We start from the raw sequence: 19,722 nt of genomic DNA on the forward strand, positions 1-19,722 counted from the left end.
TCCGTCCCGATTACTTGTTCGGCGTAGCGGCCGGACCTGCCGGCAGGGCTTCGATGCCATCGCGCTTTACGTACGTGGCCGAGGTCACGTAGCTGACGGTCGTGAATGTCTCCACACCGTTGGCACCCTGGCGTTCGCCGGGCGTGGCGTCGGTGTGGCCGACTTCCGCCACGTAGACGCCTTTCCACGGCATGTCGAAGGTGACCAGGCCCTGTTCGTCGGCGTGCGCTTCCTTGGCCCAGCCGGATTGCGTCACCAGTGCCACCTTGGCCTTGTGCAGCGGCTTGCCCTGGTAGAACACCTTGAACTGGCCGGGCTGGCCGGCGGGCACGATGTCGAGCGCCAGTTTCGGCTGCTGCGGCGCGAAGTCCGAGATCCAGCGCGCGGCGGGGTAGTAGCGGCTGGTGACGTCCTGGTCGCCACGCTTGAAGGTGCGCAGCGGATAGCGGGCGTCCTCTGCCACCAGCGCATCGCGTGCGCCGGCCGTGAACGGCAGCGTGAAGCCCGTGGGGGTCTTCACGCCATTGCCCGTCTTCTCGCCACTGGAGGCGATCAGCGTGGCCGTGGGCGCACCGAACTTGTCGAGCAGGCCCGGCGACACTTCGCGCAGGTTCTCGCCAAACTCGCCGAAGCGGAGCACGGCGCCCTGGCCGGCAGGCTGTTCGATCCAGACCTGGTGGGCTTGCGCAGCGGAGGCCAGGCAGAGCAGGGCGCCGGTGAGCGCGGCGAACTTGACGGAAGTTTTCATGACGGTCTCAGGTTGAGTGGAATCAGAAGTCGAACTGCGCGGACAGCAGCACCGTGCGCGGTGCCGCAACGGTAGCGTACGTTCCGCTCACGAGCCAGTAGTTCGAGTTGAAAAGATTCTCGATATTCGCACGGAATACGACCGATTTCCCCATAACCTTGGTGCGATAACGGGCACCGATGTCGTAGCGCGTCCAGCTCGGCATGCTCAGCGTGTTGGCGGCATTGAAGAACAGTGACGACGTATGGATGATCCGGCCGTTCAGGCTCAGGCCCGGCACCCACGGCATATCCCAGTCCGCGCCCAGGTTGAACGTATAGTCGGGCACGCCGTTGGCATCCTTGCCATCGTTCACGCCACCGGCCGTCTTCTTGAGCTTGGCGTCGTAGAACGTGGCGCTGGCCATCAGGCGCAGGCCGCGCACGGCTTCGCCATAAGCGGACAGTTCCACGCCGCGATTGCGCTGCTCGCCGTCGAAGCTGTAGTAGTTGTTCAGCGGATTCGTCACGGCGCTCGGGCGGTCGATCTGGAACACCGACACCGTGGTGGTCATCTTGCCCCAGTCGGCCTTGACGCCGGCCTCGTACTGGTTCGATTTGTACGGCGGGAACACTTGGCCGGCATTGGACGCCGTGACCGGCGCCACGCCGCCGCGCGACAGGCCCGACGTGAAGTTGCCGTACACCGACACGTTCTGCAGCGGCTTGACGACGATGCCGGCAACCGGCGACACGGCGCTCTGGTCGTAGCTGGCCGTCTGCGCGCCCGTGGTGGTGCTGTAGTTGTCCAGCACCACGCGCTGGTGGCGGAAGCCGCCGGTCAGCAGCAGGCGATCGTCGAGCATCGACAGCGTATCGGTCAGCGTGAAGCTGGTCAGCGCCGTCTCCGATGCCTTGGTCGCGTCGATACGCGTGCCGACGACCGGCGGCAGTGGCACCGGATTGTAGATGCTGGACGTGATGGCGCCGGTGGATGACGGCACGTAGGCGTTGCCCAGTTCCTGATCCAGGCGCGCGAAGCTGGCCGTCACCAGGTGGCGAACACCGAACGTGTTGAATTTCGCACGGGCGCCCACGTCCACGGTCGACGTCTTGCTGTACGAGTCGTAGTACGAATTGGTCGCGTTGAACACGCCCTGCGCATTGGCCGGGCCAGACGGGAACGTCTGGTAGGCGGTGCCGTCGCGATAGCCGCCAGCGGCGTAGACCGTCAGGTTGTCCGAAATGTCGTACTCGAGGCGCGACATCACGGCGGTGTCATGCAGCCAGAGTTCGGTGCCGGGATAGAAGTTGCGGTGCGCGGAAGGTGCCTTGGGCAGCGAGGTCACGCTGGGCAGGAAGCCGATCTGCGAGCGGAAATTGTCGGTGCCTTCGTGCTGGGTGTACGTGTCCAGCGTCCAGCGCAGCTTCTTGCCGCGATAGTCGAGCGCCAGCGCGCCCACGCCCAGCTTCTGGCGGCCATCGTCGAGGGTGGTATCGCCGCCCTTGAACACGCCATTCACGCGCACGCCCCATTCCTTGTTCTCGCCAAAGCGGCGGCCTACGTCGGCCTGCACGCCGAACAGGGACTTGCTTTCGTAGGTGGTGGTCAGTCGCGTCAGTGGTTCGTCCTCGGCGCGCTTGGTGACCGCGTTGATTGCGCCGCCGATGCTGCCGCTCGGGCCGATGCCGTACATCAGCGTGCCCGGTCCCTTGAGCACTTCCACGCGCTCCATGATCGCGGCGGGCATGCGGCTCGACGATGCCATGCCGTACAGGCCGTTGAGGCCCACGTCGCCACTGGCCACCGTATAGCCACGGATCTGGAAATCCTCGCCAAAGCCGCCGCGCGAGGTCAGCACCCGTACCGATGAATCGTTGATGACTACATCGGCCAGCGTCTTGGCCTGCGTGTTGTCGAGGAACTCGGCCGTGTAGTTGGTGGTGCTGAACGGCTGGTCCAGCACATTGGCCGAACCCAGCACACCCAGGCCGCCGCCGCGCGCCACCTGGCCGCCGGCGTAGGCGGGCGGCAGGCCGTCGGCTGCGGCAACGACGGTCACTGCCGGCAGCATGGTGCCGTCCGCAGACCCGCTGCTGACCGGGCCATTGATCAGATAGCTGCCATTCGATTGCTGGGATAACTCCAGGCCGGTGCCGGCCAGCAGCGTATCGAGTCCGCTGCGCGGCGTGTAGGTGCCGCTCAGGCCGGCGCTCTGCTTGCCGGTGGTGATTTCGGGCTTGAAGGACAGCATGATGCCGGCATCGCGGCCGAAGCGGCTCAGCGTGTCTTCGAGCGTACCGGCGGGAATGCTGTAGTTACGCGCTGCCTGGGCATGCGCGGCCAGCGGCATCGCCACCATTGGAGCGCCAACCATGGCGCCCAGCGCAATGCGGCCCACCAGGGAGGTCAGCAGTTTGCGACGAAAAACAGGAATTGACTCACGCTTGCGCGCCTGGACCGGACCCATGGACAGACCTTTTGAATGGAAGGGATAGAAGTGCTTACCCTCCATGACCCGCGAGATCTGAAAACGGATCAGCTTTCCCGGAATTATTTTTGCAGTATCGGATTGTCAGCTTCGGCGTCCCGGCATCAGGCGGATTTCGTCCTGGCCCCAGAGCCGGGTCACGGTTTCCTTCTGCAGGAACAACGTGGAACTCAGCGTCTGCAATACCTTGTCGAGGTTGTCCAGCGGGAACGAGCCGGATACGCGTACGCCCGCAATGGACGGGTCGCACGACAGGTTCGCGCGGCTGTAGCGCCGCAGCTCGGCAATGAAATCGTCCAGTCGCATGCTGCGGGCCACGATGAACCCTTCGGCCCAGGCGATGCGCGCGGTATCGGCCGGCCCAGCCTGCTCCACGGCTTCGCGGTTGAAGACCGAGCACAGGCCGGCCTGCATGACATGCGGATGCGCGGTGTTATCGCGCGGGCGAATTTCCACGGCGCCCTGGAAGACGCAGACCTCGGTGTCGTTCTCGCGCTGGCGCACCGAGTAGCGTGTGCCGAGCGCGCGGGCCGTGCCCTGCGCGGTTTCGATGAGGAAGGGGCGCGGCGTCGGGAGCGGGTCCTTGGCCGTGGTGACGAGGATTTCCCCGGACACGAGCCGTACGCGACGTTCGACGTCAGTGAAAGCAAGATCGACCGCGGTATCGGTATTCAGCATCAACTGCGTACCGTCGGTCAGCATCACGGTGCGCCGCTCGCCTACGCCGGTGCGATAGTCGGCGGACCATTGGCGCCACGGCGTGTATTCGCGCGCCGCGGCCGTCAACCCCGTGGCGAAGGCCAGCGTGGCGAGTGTCTTCAATGCATGCCGGCGTGCCGTGCGACGCTGGGCTTCCGAACGCGGTGACGGCACGGTCGGCGCGGTCGGCCCGTGCGTCAGCGCACTGCGGGCGATATCCGCTGTGCCGGGCGATGCCAGGGGCTGCAGCCGGCTACGGACGGATTCGATACGCTGCCAGGCCCGCTCATGGTCAGGATGTTCGGCACGCCAGCGATGCCATGCTTCGGTGACGTGCGATGCGCCATCCGCATCCTGCAACGCCACCACCCATTCGACCGCACGCTCGGCCACGCTTGCGGGAATCGTGGCCGCATCGGCCGTGGCGCGATACCAGGAAGATGTAGGCATGGCGCCTCAGCCTACGAAGGACAGGTCGGCGAAGTAGCACTGCTGCAGTCCCTTGACCACATAGCGCTTGACCGTGGGAATCGAAATGCCAAGGGTCTCCGCTACCTGCGCGTGCGTTTGTCCGTCGAGTTGCGTCAGCAGGAAGGCCTCTCGCACGGCAGGCGCCAGACCGTCGAGCAACTGGTCCAGTTCGAACAGCGTTTCCAGCAGGATCGCGCGATCTTCCGGAGAGAGTTCGACTTGATAGGGCGCCTGCGCCAGTGCATCGAGGTAAGCCCGTTCGAGTTGCTCGCGCCGCCATTGATTCGACATCAGGTTCCTGGCCACGGTGGTCAGGTAGGCGCGCGGTTCGTCGAGCTGGGCTGGCACCCGCTCGCTATTGAGCAGGCGCACGAACGTGTCCTGTGCGAGATCCGCAGCTTGATCGGCGCTGCCCACGCGGCGGTGCAGCCAACCCTTGAGCCATGCGTGGTGGTCGCAATACAGGGATTCGATCGTGGAAGGCAAGGAAGGCAGCGTAGCGCCCGGCGTACTCATGGTCTGACCCGTCATCGGTTACTACATGCTGTCCCGTGAGCGGATGCCCGGCTAGCCTTGCAGTGACACGCAATACAAATGCGAATGGTTATTAATAACAGGGCAGGTGCCGACTGTCAATTTCTCGAAATCCGACTAAAGGCAGGACGTTGTAGCGGGAACACAGTTTTTCCTTCGTTTTCAATGTGATCCATTGCGCATTCCATGATGAGTATCGAATAGTTATCTTCCTTAATTCGTGGTTTTCCCGTATCTCCATTTTGATTCTGACAAACTTGTAATCAAATTAATCTAGAGAAAACCCTGAAGGGGGTTATTTTCGACAAAACTTCCGCTATAAATACGGCACGTGTTGCGAACTGGTGTCACGCTCCACGCCTCTGCCCGCTTGTGCTAGCCTGCGGGCTTTTTTTTGTCCTGGATTTGTGAATTCATAATCCATTATTTCAAAATGGAATCGACGTGCTGTCATTGATTCATCTTCCGAATCAATCCTAATGAGGTGGATGGTGAAAACCCTGCTGTGCATTTATCTTGACTCTTCTGGTATATCACATACCTTATATCCATCCCGGCGCAGCATTACGCGAACATTACGGGACGTGACACGTTGAAGATTACAAATCTGTCATTCATTCAGCGGATTTAATAATAGGAGGATTTTCAGATGGATTCAGAATAAGACAAGTTCCCCCCGTTTGACGGCAGGTCCCATGCCTGCTTGTTCCTCGCCAGGTCGTCCGCATGCCATCATGGCTGCGGCGCATGGATATCACGTGAAGTCAGAATCCACAAAACATAATAAGAAAGACACAGGAGACACGAGAATGCTTGCGACCATTTTCAGGAGTGGATGCCGGTTACCAATGCGTCGACGCACACCCCACCAAAATCCCCATCAATCGAACAAAGGGAGCGTGCAATGACGTACGCATCGACGGGGGCTGCGAGCCCCAAGCCGCAAATTTCCGAGAGCACCCGCTGGAAACAGCTGCTGGTTGGCGTGATCTGCATGATCGCCACGGCGAATATCCAGTACGCGTGGACGCTCTTCGTACCGGAAATCCAGGACGAATTTGGATGGTCGCGAGCCAATATCCAGATTGCCTTTACCATTTTCGTGCTGGTGCAAACCTGGCTGGCGCCTATCGAGGGCTACTTCATCGATAAATTCGGGCCACGGCTGATGGTGGCGTTCGGCGCGTTGTTCATCGGTGCCGCCTGGGTCATCAATTCGCAGGCGACGACGCTGATGGGCTTCTACTTCGGCGCAGTTATCGGCGGGCTGGGCGTAGGGTCGATTTATGCCACCTGTATCAACAATGCGATCAAGTGGTTCCCGGACCGGCGCGGCCTGGCAGTGGGCCTGACGGCTGGCGGCTACGGCGCGGGTTCGGCGGCCACCATCCTGCCGATCGCGGCGATGATCGAGTCGCAAGGCTTCCAGCACACGTTCCTGTTCTTCGGCCTGCTGCAAGGTTCGCTGGCATTCGTGGCAGCCTGGTTCCTGCGCGCACCGCAGAACGTGGAGGTCAAGCTGTCGACCAAGATCTATCAGTCGACGCGCGACTTCACGCTCAAGGAAGCGCTTTGCACCCGTCTGTTCTGGCTGATGCTGGTGATGTTCGTGCTGGTGGTGACCGGCGGCATGATGGCCGTGGCACAGCTGGGCGTGATCGCCAAGGACCTCGGCGTCAAGGACTTCAAGGTTGACCTGCACTTCTTCGTGATGGCTGCGCTGCCGCTGGCGCTGATGCTCGACCGCGTCATGAACGGCATCTCGCGACCGCTGTTCGGCTGGATCTCGGACCACATCGGCCGCGAGAAGACCATGGTGATCGCGTTCTCGCTGGAAGGGATCGGGATTATCGCGCTCGGCTACTTCGGCAGTAACCCCTACGCGTTCCTGCTGCTGTCCGGGCTGGTGTTCCTGGCATGGGGCGAGGTCTACTCGCTGTTCTCCGCACTGGCCGGCGATGCGTTTGGTACCAAGCACATCGGCAAGATCTACGGCGTGCTGTACACGGCAAAGGGGATTGGCGCGCTCTTTGTACCGATCGGCAACCTGATCATGGAAGCGACCGGCACGTGGTCCACGGTGCTCTACACGGTGGCCACCATGGACCTGATTGCGGCCTTCCTGGCATTCACGGTGCTCAGGCCAGTGTTTGCCGGACACGTGGCGGCGTCCAAACGGCAGTTCGTGGAAGAGCAGGGCGGGCGAACGCAGGTGCCGGCTTAACCTCGAATCCGCTTGAAGCAGGCCCCCCTCTCCCGCTGCGCGGGAGAGGGGCGCAAACCGGCTGGGAGACAACAGATTTCCCTACCACCAGCCTTCGATATCGCCCCAGCGCCCACAGCGGAAAATACGCTGTATAACCGTGATACTTCAAATGGAAGATTCGCGGGAAACCCGGCGCATTATGGAAGGGGTGCATCCAGAACCCGTCGGCCTGCTGCGTGCGAATCAGATATTCGACGCCACGGCGTACCGAATCCGATTTTTGCTCGCCCAGCGCCAGTTGCCCCAGTAATCCCCACGCGGTCTGGTCGGCCATGCTGCCGAAGACATGCGTGCCGGCGAGCGCGGGATCGATATAGCTGTCGTTGGTTTCGCCCCAGCCGCCATCATGGTGCTGCTTGGCGCGCAGCCACTCCACGGCGCGGCGCACCATCGGTTGCTGGCGGTCCACGCCGGACAGCGCCAGGCCGGCCAACACGCTCCACGTCCCATAGATATAGTTGGTACCCCAGCGGCCCCACCAGCTGCCGTCGCGTTGTTGCGTCTGGCGCAGATAGTCGATGCAGCGTTCGCGCACCGATTTGTCCTGCGGACGGTTGGTGACGCCCAGCGCCAGCAGCACGCGACCCGAGACATCCTCGGTCGGCGGATCGAGCAGCGCGCCATGATCGGCAAACGGAATCGCATTGAGATAGCTGCGGTCGCAATTGGCGTCGAACGCGCCGAAGCCGCCGTTTTTCGACTGCAACCCAATCGACCAGTCCATCGCGCGATCTACGTGCGGCTTGAAGCGGGCTTCCTGATTCGTGCGCCGTGCGTGGGCGTGGATCATGGCGAGCACTACGGCAGTGTCGTCCACGTCGGGGTAATACGGGTTGGCGTACTGGAATGCCCAGCCACCCGGCCTGGTGCCCGGCGTGGCGTTCTGGTCCCAGTCGCCGGACTGGTCGAGCACCTGACGTTCCGTGAGCCAGTCGTAGGCCCGGGTAATGGCCGCGGCACTTCGCTCGCTGGCGGGTGCCTGTTCCAGCGCCATCAGGCTCCATGCCGTATCCCACACGGGCGAGAGGCAAGGCTGGCAGTAGGCGCTGCCATCGTCGCGATGCACGATCAGCTTCTTCAAGGCGTCACGGCAATCGCGGCGCATCGGATGGTCTTCGGGATAGTCCATCAGCACCATCATCTCGTAGCTGTAGACCATCGGCGGGAAAATGCCGCCGAAGCCGTCCTCGCCGTTCATCCGCTCCTCGCTCCACTTCACCGCGCGGGCGATGGCGCGGCGGCGCACGACGCGCGGGATCAGCGGTTCGAGGGGGCGCACCACGCGGTCGAGCTTCAGGAACGCGCCCTGGAGCCCGCGCTTGCGCGGGAAATACTCGCGCTCCAGCTCAGGGGGTGTGACGAACAGTTCCTGGATATGGATGCCGAGGGGATTGCGAGCCTGTGCGCGCATGGCGCAGAGCACCAGCAGCGGCACCATCGTCGTGCGGGCCCAGTAAGCCACCTTGTCCAGATGGATCGGTGCCCAGCGCGGAAACAGCATGAACTCCACAGGCATGAACGGCGTGGCGCGCCAGGGCACCTCACCGAACGTGGCCAGCAGAATCCGCGTGAAGACGTTCGATTTCGCCGCGCCGCCGCGTGCCAGGATGACTTCGCGGGCGCGCACCATGTGCGGAGCGTCGGGCGAATCGCCAGCCGCCTTCAGCGCAAAGTACGCCTTGACGCTGCATGAGATGTCCACGTCGCCGCCGAGGTAGAGATCCCAGGCGCCATGGCCTTCCAGGCGCTGCGTGGCGCGCAGGTAGCGGGCCATGCGCGCCTGCAGATCGGTGTCGATCTCGTCGACGAAATGCATCATCAGGACGTATTCGGCCGTGATGGTGGCATCGGATTCGAGTTCGAAACACCAGTGGCCGTCGGGGTGTTGCTGCGCCAGCAGCGCATCGCGCGCGCGGACGAGGGCGGCGTCAAGATCGGCCGCCGGAATGGCTTGTGAGGTCATGCTTGCTCTGGACGTGCGCCTGCGGGTCGGCATCGCCATTGCATCTTCAACTGCGGCTGCTCGGGACGTCGCTGGCCTTCACTCATGGCGGCGCACGATACCATCCAGACCAATTGTTTGCAACGCGTGTGGCGGAACAGACTGTTCTTGAAGTTATGCGCGGGCCACTCTCAGTCCGGCAATCACGTTCGCGAGCCGTGCGATGCCGGCCTCGGAGAGATCGTTGGCAGGCACCGTCACTCGCTCGCCCCACGCGTGGAAATGCGTGCGCTGGGAGCGCACATACGACGGGTCATAGTGTTTGAGCGCCAGTTCGGTGAATAGCGCGGGCAGGTTGTGCGCATGCGCCAGCGCCTGCCACTCGGCAATGGTCTTGCGCCCATGCAGCGGCGCCAGGCGCTCCACCTGTGCGGCGAGCCAGTCGGGCCGGTCGCCGAGGTAGGCGTAGTCCTGCAGCAGGTAATCGAGCCGTGCCGGCCATGCCGCCTGGATTTCGATGCAAGGACTGGCGCGCATCCGGCTCACAAGCGGCACAGGCAGGTTCAGTTGCCCGATCCGCGCGCCTTCGCCTTCCACATAGACCGCACGCGTGAAGTCGATCTGTTCGATCACGTTGCCCAGCGCCGTCTCGAAACCGGTCTGCGAAGGTTGCGCGATATCGGGCAGGGCGCCCAGCAGCGATCCCTTGTGCCGCGCCATGCCTTCGAGGTCGAGCACCTGCTCGCCGCGTGCGGCCAGGGCGTGCAGCAGCCGGGTCTTGGCGCTGCCCGTGGCGCCGCAGATCACTACCAGCGGTAGAAGCGGCGCCTGGGCATCGATCATGCCGATCACATGGCGTCGCCAGGACTTGTATCCACCGGCCATTTGCTGGGCATCCCATCCGACCATGCGTAACCACGTGGTCATCGATCCGCTGCGCAGCCCGCCACGCCAGCAATAGATCAGTGGTTTCCAGTTGGCGGGACGATCCGCAAAGGCGCCGCGCAAATGCCGCGCGAGGTTGGCCGCCACCATCGCACCGCCCACGCGTCGGGCCTCGAACGGGCCTGCCTGCTTGTAGAGCGTGCCGACGATGTGGCGTTCCTCGTTATCGAGCACGGGGCAGTTGATGGCACCCGGAATATGGTCGATCTCGAACTCGGCGGGCGTCCGTGCATCAACGATCGTGTCAAAGGCGTGGCGATCTTCCACGCGTGCAAACGGCTTCATGCAGTAACGGTCAGTCCCGGTTCGCCAGCTTCCATGCGGCCCACCACGGCAGCCTGCGCAAAGCCTTCCTTTTGGAAGATCGCCAGCACCTGCTCCACGGCATGTGGTGCGCAACTGACCAGCAGCCCGCCGCTGGTCTGCGGATCGGTAACGATGGCCTGCGCGATATCGGGCAGGCCGGTTTCTATGGTGGCATCCGCGCCGTAGCCTTCCCAATTGCGGCGTGACGCACCGGTGATATGGCCCTGTGCGGCCAGTGTGGCAATGCCGTCGAGCAGTGGCAGGCGAGACCATTCGAGCACGGCGCGCAGCCCGGCGCCGCGCGCCAGTTCCAGCGTATGGCCGGCCACGCCAAAGCCGGTGACATCGGTCAGCGCGTGCACGCCGTCGAGTTCGGCCAGCGCAATGCCTGGCGTATTGAGCCGCGTGGTGGTGTCGATCAATTGCGCGTAACCGGCATCGCCAAGCGCTCCCTTCTTGAGCGCGGCGGACATGACGCCCACACCAAGCGGCTTGCCGAGCACGAGAACGTCGCCAGCGCGTGCATCGCGGTTACGACGGATGCGCGACGGATGCGCGAGGCCCATCACCACCAGCCCGTAGATCGGTTCGACGGAATCGATCGTATGGCCACCCGCAATCGGGATGCCTGCGGCGCGGCACACGGCCTGGCCGCCTTCGAGCACGCGGCCGATCACGTCGATGGGCAACTGGTTCACGGGCATGGCCACGAGCGCCAGCGCCATGATCGGACGTCCGCCCATGGCATAGACATCGCTGATGGCATTGGTGGCGGCAATGCGGCCGAAGTCAAACGGATCGTCGACGATCGGCATGAAGAAATCGGTCGTCGCGATCAGGGCCTGCTCGTCGTTGAGCTGGTAGACCGCCGCATCGTCGGACGTCTCGATACCGACCAGCAGTTCCTTCGGTATCGGCATGCCAGTGCTGCCACGCAGGATTTCCGACAACACACCGGGCGCGATCTTGCAGCCGCAGCCGCCACCATGGGAAAAACTGGTGAGTCGCACGGGCGATGCCGCGTCCGCGTTCGGAGTCAGGTTGCTCATGATCTTGGGAGGCCCGGTCGGGCTGTCAGCGAATAGGCGCCTACTTTACCTCGTTCGCCGCTGACTCTGCTTCCAACGGCACAAAGCGCACGCGTTCGTCCGCCAGCTTGCCGTGAAACATCTCGGCAGGACGCACCCAGCCGCCCGTCTCGTGCGGCCAGAGGTGGACGTAAACCGTCAACACATCGCCGGTTTCGCTGTGCTTCGATTCGAAGAGCCGCCGATAGAGACCGCCCTTGTAGTGGCGGTGCGTGGCGAGTTGCAGGGCCTGGGCTTCAGAGGTGACCTTGTATTGCGGGTCGGTTTGCTGGGTGAAGGTGGAGACGAGGTCGAAGGCGTCGCGGAGGGTGGTGAGGGTGGGGTTTTGCATGGGGTGTCCTTGGCGGAATGCGAAGGACGGGATTCTACTGCCGGTTTGCTCCCCTCTCCCGCGAGCGGGAGAGGGGCGGGGTGTAGTGGTCCAATAAACCTGGACACCTCAAAAGGTAGACTTCGAGTCAACTGGAGAGGTGAAAAAATGGCACGCAAGGGCTTTACGGAAGAGTTCAAGGCTGACGCCGTGAATCTGGTACTGGAGCAAGGCTATTCGGTTACGCAGGCGGCCAAGGCGCTCGGCGTGGGTGAGACGGCGCTGAGACGCTGGCTTGGCGACCGGCAGCCGAAGGCAGCGCCGGTGGTTGTTGGACCGACGAACATGTCGCCAGACCAAGCGCGTATCCGCGAGCTGGAGAAGCAAGTGGCACGACTCGAACGGGAGCGTGACATCCTAAAAAAGTCCACGACCTTCTTCGTCAAGGAACTCGATCGCAATACGAAGTGATCGAGCAGGCGGAGAAGGTCTGGCCGGTGGCGGTCGTGTGCAAGGCGCTTGGCGCGCCGCGCAGTAGCTACTATGCGTGGAAGGCTCGGCGAGCCAGGCCCAACATGCAGAGCGAGGCGCTCGTGGATAAAGTCAGGCAGATACACGAGGAATGCGGTCAAAGCTATGGGACGCGCCGCATGTCTAAAGAGCTTCGCCGCGCGGGGCACAAGGTGGGGCGGCATCGGGCCAGGAGCTTGATGCAGCAAGCGCAGGTGGCGGTGCAGCGCAAACGGCACCACTACTACTCGAAAGGCGGCAAATCCTCGGCAATCGCGCCGAATCGGCTGAACCGGCAGTTCATGGTGTCGCTACCCAATCGGGTGTGGGCGGGCGATATCACGTTCGTGTGGACGCAGCAGGGATGGATGTACTTCGCTGTGGTGATCGATCTGTTCTCGCGTCGAGTGGTCGGCTGGGCCTTCTCGGCGTGCGCCGACACCAGCCTGGTCACACGGGCACTGAACGTAGCCCTCGGCAACCGAAGGCCAACGGATGGATTGCTGTTCCATTCGGATCAGGGCAGTCAGGGCGGATTCAACCGGTCGTCGCAACACCTTTCACCAAGGAGGTGTTTATGGGACGACCAGCGGGATGGATGCAGAAGCTGACAGGCCGAGGAGTGATGCGGTCGCCAGGTGCACCATCGCATCGGCGTGAGACCGAGCGGCGATTTTGGGAGCAAATCGCGACAGGGGTTACCAGTGAGAAGGCTGCAGAGGCGGTTGGCGTGTCGCAGGCAGTAGGCACGCGATGGTTCCGGCATAGTGGCGGCATGCCACTATTTATGTCGATCCCCATATCCGGTAGGTACTTGTCGTTCCAGGAGCGAGAAGAGATTGGGTTACTTTCGCTGCAAGGCATTGGAATACGCGAGATCGCGCGCCGGATCGGACGTAGCCCGTCAACGGTCTCGCGGGAACTGAAGCGTAACGCCGCGACTCGTGGCGGCAAGCTCGAGTATCGGGCGTCGGTTGCACAGTGGAAGGCGGAACTGGTTGCCAAAAGACCCAAGCCGTCGAAACTGGTAGCCAACCCGCAGCTGCGCCGCTATGTGCAAGAGCGTTTGGAGGGCAAGGTACGTGCTTCGGATGGGGGCGAGATCTCTGGGCCTCGGCCATCGCAGTTCAAAGGGAGAAACAAACCGCATCGAGGTGACCGTAAATGGGTCCATGGCTGGTCGCCCGAACAGATTTCCAACCGGCTGCAGATTGACTTCCCGGATGAGGAATCCATGCGCATCTCTCACGAAGCCATTTACCAAGCTCTCTATATCCAAGGCCGAGGCGCTCTCAAGCGCGAACTGGTCAGTTGCCTGCGCACCGGGCGGGCATTGCGCGTACCGAGAGGCCGGGCACAAGCCAAGACCTGGGCGCACGTTAGCGAGGATGTGATGATCTCCAGCCGTCCTGCAGAAGCGGAGGATCGTGCTGTGCCGGGGCATTGGGAAGGTGACCTGATCATCGGCCTGAACCGCTCCGCAATCGGGACGCTGGTCGAACGATCAAGCCGATTCACTATGCTTGTTCACCTGCCTCGAGAGGAGGGTTACGGACTAATCCCCAGGACGAAGAATGGCCCTGCGCTGGCCGGCTACGGAGCTGTCACGATGGCAAATGCACTGAAGAGGACTGTAGTGGACTTGCCTCGCCAGTTGTGGCGATCATTGACTTGGGATCGTGGCAAGGAACTCTCCGATCATGCTCGCTTTACCGTTGAATCCGGAGTGCAGGTATTCTTCGCCGACCCGCACAGTCCATGGCAGCGTGGCACGAACGAGAACACGAACGGGCTCCTGCGACAGTACTTCCCGAAAGGCACCGACCTATCACGGTGGAGCGCTCGAGATATCCAAGCCGTTGCCAATGCACTGAATACTAGGCCGCGCAAGACGCTTGGTTGGAAGACACCCGCAGAAGCCCTGGAAGAGTATCTAAAATCTGCTCAACAATCTGGTGTTGCGACGACCGGTTGAATCCGCCCAGTACTCAAGCCTGTCGTTCCAGGCCAAACTGCAGAAAGAAGGCATTACGCCAAGCATGAGCCGGGCGGGGAATTGCTGGGATAACGCGGTGGTGGAGCGATTCTTCTGTGCACTCAAGGGCGAGCGCATCAGGGACCGTGCCTACCGCAATCACGCGGAGGCGAAGGCGGACATCACGGACTACGCGTTGTTCTTCTATAACCATCGCAGGCTTCACTCGGCGACGCAAGACATGCCGCCGGCCGAGTACGAGGCTTTAAAGAGTAGGTCTGCCTGAAAAAGTGTCCAAGATTACTTGACCACTACAGGGGAGAGGGCAAGCGGTGCAAATTGCGATGAGGTCGGCAAGCAGAGCCTCTTGCCCTCTCCCCCAACCCCTCTCCCGCAGTGCGGGAGAGGGGAGACAACTACCCCGCAATCACCCGTCTCGCAAACCTCTCCAGATAGTCCATCAACTGATCCGCCCCTTTGGCCGCGTCAGCTTCATTTCCGGTAGCAATCGCCTGCGCCATCGCCTGATGGGCCTGCGCGCCTTCGGCGATTTCGCCTTCGTGCTGGTAGGCGTACCAGAAGCGGCGGCATTGCACGATCAGCGGGACCACGGCCTTCACGGCGGAGCGGTTGCGGCAGGCCGCGTGGTTGACGTGATCGAGCGCCTGGTCGGCGGCCATGTATTCGTCGAGGTTGCCGCGCTGGGCGGCCTTGACCATTTTCTGGGCGCTGGCGAGCAGCGCCTTGCGTTGCACGTCTGTGGCGCGGCGTGCCGCGTGGGTGGCGATCAGTCGTTCCAGCACACGGCGGGTGGCGATGACGTCAAGGTGGTCCATGACGTCGATGGTCGAGACCATCAGGCCACGGCGGGGTTGCTGCACCACCAGTCCGATCGACACCATGCGCATCAGCGCCTCGCGCACCGGCGTGCGGCCAAGGTCGGTCAGTTCGGCCAGTTCGGCTTCCACCACGGGGCTGCCGGGGGCGATCTCCAGCTTCGAAATCAGCGTTTCGATGCGGTCGTAGGCAACGTCTGCGGCGCGGCGCTTGCCGTTGTCGACGGCGGGCGCGCCTGAAGTGGTGGTTTTTGGCGTAGGCATCTCGTGCAGGAAAGCCGCGTGGCGCACGCGAGCGGGCGTGCGCACCGCCTTCCGGGGCGGTGCGCCATTATGCCGTACGCGTGGCGCCCGACGCGGAGGCTCAGAGCGTGGCGCCGATCTTGCGCAGTTCGGGGATCGCAGGGGCCTTGGCCACCCACAACGCATCGAACTTCTGGATGGCAGGCTGCGGGTCGTAGTTCGACGCGCTCTTGAAGGTCACCGACGACTGCTTGAGCTTCTCGATCAGGCCCGCCTCTGTGGTCACGATATCGTTGATCTGGTTGTTCAGCGCCTGCGTGACCAGGCCGCGCACCAGATCCTTGTCCTTGGCGTCGAGGCTGGCCCAGATGCGGCCCGAGACCAGCGGTGCAAAGGGCATGAACAGTGCGTTCATCGGCAGCAGCGACTTCGAGATCTTGTCGTAGCGCTGGTTCCAGGACAGTTCGATATCGGCCTCCAGCCCGTCTACCTGCCCGTTGGTCATCGCATCGAACACGGCGGGCGTGGGAATTGGCGTGGGCGCGGCGCCCAGCATCGAGTAGAAATCGCGATAGACCGGCGTCGGGTTGATCCGCAGCTTCATGCCCTTGAGATCGTCCGGCGAGTTGATGTCCTTGGTGGCGAACACCACGCGCATGCCGGTAATGCCCCATCCCAGGCCGATGGTGCCCGTTTCACGCGGCAGGGCGTCGAGCAGTTTCAACGCAGCGGGCGTGCGTACCAGCTTGGCCACGCTGCCGGTGGAGCGCACCAGATACGGCGCGTTGATGGCGGCCACGCTGGAGACACGCGAGCCCAGTTCGGCAGCCTGAATCCATCCCATGTCCAGTGCGCCGGATTGCAGTTGCTGCATCATCGCGGATTCGTTGCCGAGCTGGCCCGAGTGGAACACCGTGACGCTGAGGCGGCCATTGGTTTCCTTCTTGAGCGATTCGCCAAACGCCACGGCGGCACGATTCCACGAGTGACCCGCGGGCGTGATCAGACCCAGGCGGAATTCTTTCTGCGTGGCGGCGCGCGTGGTGGAGGTGATCACCAGCGGCGCCGCGGCGGTGGCAACGGCGGCGGTCTGGATAAAGCGACGACGGGTAAAGAGGGCGGTCATGGCAGGCTCCTGGCTTTCGTATCAACGGGTTCGATGGGGAAGCGGACTCAGTTCAGCAGTCCGATGGAAAGGCTGGGGAACAGCGAAAGCAGTACCAGGCCGACGCACGAGATCAGGAAGAACGGCAACGTGATCATGAACATCTTGCCGGGCTTGGCGCCGGTGACTGCCGAGGCGACGAAGAAACTGAGTCCCACGGGCGGCGACATCAGCCCGAGCACAAGGTTGATAACGATCACCACCCCGAAATGGCGCGGATCGATGTGATAGACCTCGGTGGCCACCGGCAGCAGGATGGGCACCGTCATGATCAGGCCCGGGATGCCGTCGATCACCGTGCCGATGATCAGCAGAATGACGTTGGCCAGCAGCAGGAACTGGATGGGGTTGTGCGCCACCGTCTGGATCCACGTTGCCACCATCTGCGGAATCTTTCCGTAGATCAGCAGCCACGAGAACACGGCAGCAGCGGCCACCAGGAACAGCACGATGGCGGAGTAGATCGCCGAGCGCAGCAGGATGGCCGGCATCGTGCGGAGATCGAATTCCTTGGTCACGTAGCGGCCCACGAGGGCTGCGGCCACTGCACCCACGGCAGCGGCTTCGGTGGGATTGGCCACGCCGCCGAGAATCGAGCCGACGATCACGATCGGAATCAGCAGCGTGGGGCTGGCCGTCAGCACCGTCATCGCGCGCTCGCGCAAGGTCTTGCGGGCGCTGCGCGGGTAGTTGTAGAAGAACCCCATGATCGCGATGATCACGAAGAACAGCAGCGTGAGCAGCACGCCCGGCAGGATGCCCGCGATCAGCATGTCGCCGACGGCTACCTGCGCCAGCACGCTGTAGACCACGAACATCACCGAGGGCGGAATGATGGGCCCCAGCATGCCGCCGTAGACGGTGAGGCCGGCTGCAAACGTTTTGTCGTAGCCCTGTTTTTCCATCTCGGGCACCATGACCTGCGCCATGATCGCCACCTGTGCCGTGGCCGAGCCGATGATCGATGACACCAGCATGTTGGCCAGGATGTTCACGTAGGCCAGCCCGCCCTTGACCGAGCCGACGAACGCCATCGACAGATCGACAAGCCGGCGCGTAATGCCGCCGCTGTTCATGATCTCCCCGATCAGGATGAACAACGGGATGGCGATCAGGCCGTAGCTGTCCACGCCCGCGAACATCTGCGTGGGGAACGATTGCAACAGCACGGTATCGCCCGTGGCGAAGATGAACGCGAGTCCGGACAGGCACAGGCAGATGCCGATGGGCACGCCGGCCAGCAGCACGGCGCAGAAGAATAGGGTGGTCACCATGTCAGTTCACCGATTCGGAGTTGCCTACCTGGAATTCGGGGAACGTGCGGCGCGGCGCCAGCTCCAGGTCTTCCAGCAGATTGGCCAGTGCATGCAGGCTGATGGTGATGGCGCACAGCGGCATGATCAGTTGCAGCACCCACATCGGCCATTCCAGCGTCTGCGTGTGTTCGGTGTAGAGGAAGTTGAACGTCTCGGCGGCGAATTCCTTCGCGTCGAAGTGGTAGCTGACGATGCCGACTGGGTCCATCCAGAGCCAGCACATCCACACCAGCGCGAGGCCGAACACGAGCACGCCGCCCGTGGACACCACCTTGGCAACCTTGGCCGCTTTCGGGCCGAAGTGATCGGTGAGCAGACCCACCGCAAAGTCCAGCCGCAGTCGCGTCATGACCGATGCGCCCACGAACGTGAGCCACACCACGGCATAGACCGATGCCTCGTCCACCCAGTACAGCGGCAGTCCCGCATAGCGTGTCACCACGTTGAGCAGAATCAGCACCACGAGCAGCGTCATGAGGCCGCCGAGCACATAGCGCTCGGTGGCAAGCACCGCGTCGGACAGCGCAAGCACCCAGCGTACGGGTCGGGCCACGGGCGCGCTGACGGGGGCATCGACGTCCGCTGTGAGGGAGGGGTCGGGCATTGCGGAAGGCTCCATGTCGAGGGGTCCTGCGTTCCGCCGTCGCCGCGCGCTGGTGCATGATGCGCAGCCGCGGGGCGCTGGCGGATATTTCAAATATATTTGCAGCGGATGCAGCAAGTTGGATGCCAGTGGCTGGCATCCCTACCGGACAGGAGGAAGCCTCAGGCCACCGACTGGTACTGCGTGGGACGCGTTTCCAGCGCCTGGCGCACCACGCGCTCGACAAAGGCCCGTTCTTCTCCGATCAGCGGCAGGCGGGGGCGGCGCATATGCTCGGAGCCGACGCCGACGAGCACGTCGATCAGCTTCAGGTTTTGCACGAGCTTGTTGGAAACGTCGAGGTGGAGCATCGGCGTCATCCACTGGTAGAGCTTGAGCGCCTCCGCAAACTTGCCGGCCTTCATCAGATCGAAGAGCGCCACGGTCTCACGCGGGAACGCGCAGCCCACACCGGCCAGCAGGCCGTCGCAACCGAGCGCGAGTCCTTCGTAGGCCAGGTCATCCACGCCCATGAAGATCTGGTAGCGGTCACCCACGGTATTGCGCAGGTCCGTCACGCGGCGGATGTCGCCGGTGCTTTCCTTCACGGCGGCGATCCACTTGCAATCGGCCAGCTCGGCCATGTGCTCGGGCTTCAGGTCCACGCGGTAGGCAACCGGGTTGTTGTAGACCATCACCGGCTTCTGCGCGGCCTCGGCCATGGTGCGCACGTTCTGCATGGCTTCGCGGGCATCGGCCACGTAGATCACCGAGGGCATCAGCATGAAGCCGGCCACGCCGAGCTTGTTGGCGCCATCGATATAGCGCAGCGCGTCGCGTGTGCTGGTCTCCGACACGTTGGCCAGCACAGGAATGCGGCCGTCTGCGGCTTCCAGCGCAATGCGCGCCACGTCGAGCTTCTCTTCGAGCGACAACGTGCTGGCTTCACCCAGCGATCCGCACGTGACCAGACCATGGATGCCATTGCGGATCTGGAAGTCGATATGGCGGATCGTGCCTTCGGCATCGATGCGTTCGTCGGCGTGGAACTTGGTGGTGACGGCCGGGAAGATGCCGGTCCAGCGGGGATTGCTCATGAAAACTCCTCGGTTGGGAACACAGGGGAATGCGTCTTAAATATCCTGTAAATATATTTAGGATATCTTCCGGGAAAGATCTAGCAAGAGCAATGCCAGTGGAATCCCTGATTGAAAGGGGTGTGGGATGGGTGTTGAAGGGGGCGATGCGCGATGGTTGGGCGCGGCGTGCACCGTGGCGATTCACGGCGCACCGGCTTGAGGAGGAGGGGGCGTCT

General features: G+C 62.9%; 18 protein-coding genes. 5 read left to right on the forward strand and 13 right to left on the reverse strand.

Translation table 11 applies throughout. The features are described from left to right. Positions 1-10: 10 nt before the first annotated feature. The 4 genes from GA566_RS19000 to GA566_RS19015 all read right to left on the reverse strand — a co-directional run bounded on the left by GA566_RS19000 (position 11) and on the right by GA566_RS19015 (position 4,904). The gene (locus GA566_RS19000) at positions 11-748 is read right to left on the reverse strand and encodes a DUF4198 domain-containing protein (RefSeq protein WP_160473683.1); all 738 of its coding nucleotides are present in this window, start codon (positions 746-748) and stop codon (positions 11-13) included. A gap of 22 nt (positions 749-770) precedes the next feature. Beyond that, on the reverse strand, positions 771-3,197 hold the full coding sequence (locus GA566_RS19005; RefSeq protein WP_160473684.1) for a TonB-dependent receptor: 2,427 nt from the start codon (positions 3,195-3,197) through the stop codon (positions 771-773). Between the two features lie 105 nt (positions 3,198-3,302). Further along, positions 3,303-4,367 (reverse strand): FecR domain-containing protein, encoded by a 1,065-nt coding sequence (locus GA566_RS19010; protein WP_160473685.1) that lies wholly within the window; start codon positions 4,365-4,367, stop codon positions 3,303-3,305. Positions 4,368-4,373: 6 nt separating this feature from the next. Beyond that, complete coding sequence (locus GA566_RS19015) at positions 4,374-4,904, reverse strand: sigma-70 family RNA polymerase sigma factor (protein WP_137927097.1); 531 nt, start codon at positions 4,902-4,904, stop codon at positions 4,374-4,376. A 922-nt stretch (positions 4,905-5,826) separates the two neighbouring features. On the opposite strand from GA566_RS19015, the gene oxlT reads away from it, so the two are divergent. Further along, positions 5,827-7,146: an oxalate/formate MFS antiporter gene (gene oxlT, locus GA566_RS19020; protein WP_160473686.1), complete on the forward strand. Its 1,320-nt coding sequence runs from the start codon at positions 5,827-5,829 to the stop codon at positions 7,144-7,146. Here the strand turns inward: oxlT and shc are convergent. The 4 genes from shc to GA566_RS19040 all read right to left on the reverse strand — a co-directional run bounded on the left by shc (position 7,061) and on the right by GA566_RS19040 (position 11,695). Further along, complete coding sequence (gene shc, locus GA566_RS19025; protein ID WP_160473687.1) at positions 7,061-9,151, reverse strand: squalene--hopene cyclase; 2,091 nt, start codon at positions 9,149-9,151, stop codon at positions 7,061-7,063. The genes oxlT and shc overlap by 86 nt on opposite strands. A gap of 153 nt (positions 9,152-9,304) precedes the next feature. Continuing rightward, positions 9,305-10,360 (reverse strand): tRNA 2-selenouridine(34) synthase MnmH, encoded by a 1,056-nt coding sequence (mnmH, locus tag GA566_RS19030; RefSeq protein ID WP_160473688.1) that lies wholly within the window; start codon positions 10,358-10,360, stop codon positions 9,305-9,307. Next, positions 10,357-11,430 (reverse strand): selenide, water dikinase SelD, encoded by a 1,074-nt coding sequence (gene selD / locus GA566_RS19035; RefSeq protein ID WP_160473689.1) that lies wholly within the window; start codon positions 11,428-11,430, stop codon positions 10,357-10,359. Before selD ends, mnmH begins: the two co-directional genes overlap by 4 nt. 40 nt (positions 11,431-11,470) lie before the next feature. Beyond that, positions 11,471-11,695, reverse strand: a complete 225-nt coding sequence (locus tag GA566_RS19040; protein ID WP_237380761.1) for a DUF1653 domain-containing protein — start codon at positions 11,693-11,695, stop codon at positions 11,471-11,473. Positions 11,696-11,947: 252 nt separating this feature from the next. On the opposite strand from GA566_RS19040, the gene GA566_RS19045 reads away from it, so the two are divergent. From GA566_RS19045 to GA566_RS19060, 4 genes are read left to right on the forward strand one after another with little or no spacing between them, the layout of a single operon-like run. Then, a complete protein-coding gene (locus GA566_RS19045; RefSeq protein ID WP_160472833.1) occupies positions 11,948-12,250 on the forward strand; it encodes a transposase in 303 nt (100 codons plus the stop codon). Beyond that, positions 12,247-12,900 (forward strand): IS3 family transposase, encoded by a 654-nt coding sequence (locus tag GA566_RS19050; protein ID WP_370459326.1) that lies wholly within the window; start codon positions 12,247-12,249, stop codon positions 12,898-12,900. Before GA566_RS19045 ends, GA566_RS19050 begins: the two co-directional genes overlap by 4 nt. Further along, positions 12,888-14,264 (forward strand): IS30 family transposase, encoded by a 1,377-nt coding sequence (locus GA566_RS19055; protein WP_160472234.1) that lies wholly within the window; start codon positions 12,888-12,890, stop codon positions 14,262-14,264. The genes GA566_RS19050 and GA566_RS19055 overlap by 13 nt, the downstream gene beginning before the upstream one ends. After that, entirely contained in the window at positions 14,248-14,550 is a 303-nt protein-coding gene (locus GA566_RS19060; protein ID WP_160472438.1) for an integrase core domain-containing protein, read from the forward strand. Before GA566_RS19055 ends, GA566_RS19060 begins: the two co-directional genes overlap by 17 nt. A gap of 130 nt (positions 14,551-14,680) precedes the next feature. Here GA566_RS19060 and GA566_RS19065 read toward each other — a convergent pair whose 3' ends face one another. From GA566_RS19065 to GA566_RS19085, 5 genes are all read right to left on the reverse strand, one after another. Then, a complete protein-coding gene (locus GA566_RS19065) occupies positions 14,681-15,364 on the reverse strand; it encodes a GntR family transcriptional regulator (protein WP_160474661.1) in 684 nt (227 codons plus the stop codon). A gap of 100 nt (positions 15,365-15,464) precedes the next feature. Further along, positions 15,465-16,469, reverse strand: coding sequence for a TRAP transporter substrate-binding protein (locus tag GA566_RS19070; protein ID WP_137928048.1), 1,005 nt, complete (start codon positions 16,467-16,469; stop codon positions 15,465-15,467). Between the two features lie 47 nt (positions 16,470-16,516). Beyond that, entirely contained in the window at positions 16,517-17,782 is a 1,266-nt protein-coding gene (locus GA566_RS19075) for a TRAP transporter large permease (RefSeq protein WP_160473691.1), read from the reverse strand. Position 17,783: 1 nt separating this feature from the next. After that, a complete protein-coding gene (locus tag GA566_RS19080; RefSeq protein ID WP_160473692.1) occupies positions 17,784-18,428 on the reverse strand; it encodes a TRAP transporter small permease in 645 nt (214 codons plus the stop codon). Positions 18,429-18,589: 161 nt separating this feature from the next. After that, on the reverse strand, positions 18,590-19,504 hold the full coding sequence (locus tag GA566_RS19085) for a dihydrodipicolinate synthase family protein (protein ID WP_160473693.1): 915 nt from the start codon (positions 19,502-19,504) through the stop codon (positions 18,590-18,592). Positions 19,505-19,722: the final 218 nt, after the last annotated feature.

It is taken from the genome of Cupriavidus sp. SW-Y-13, assembly GCF_009793345.1.
Classification (GTDB): domain Bacteria; phylum Pseudomonadota; class Gammaproteobacteria; order Burkholderiales; family Burkholderiaceae; genus Cupriavidus.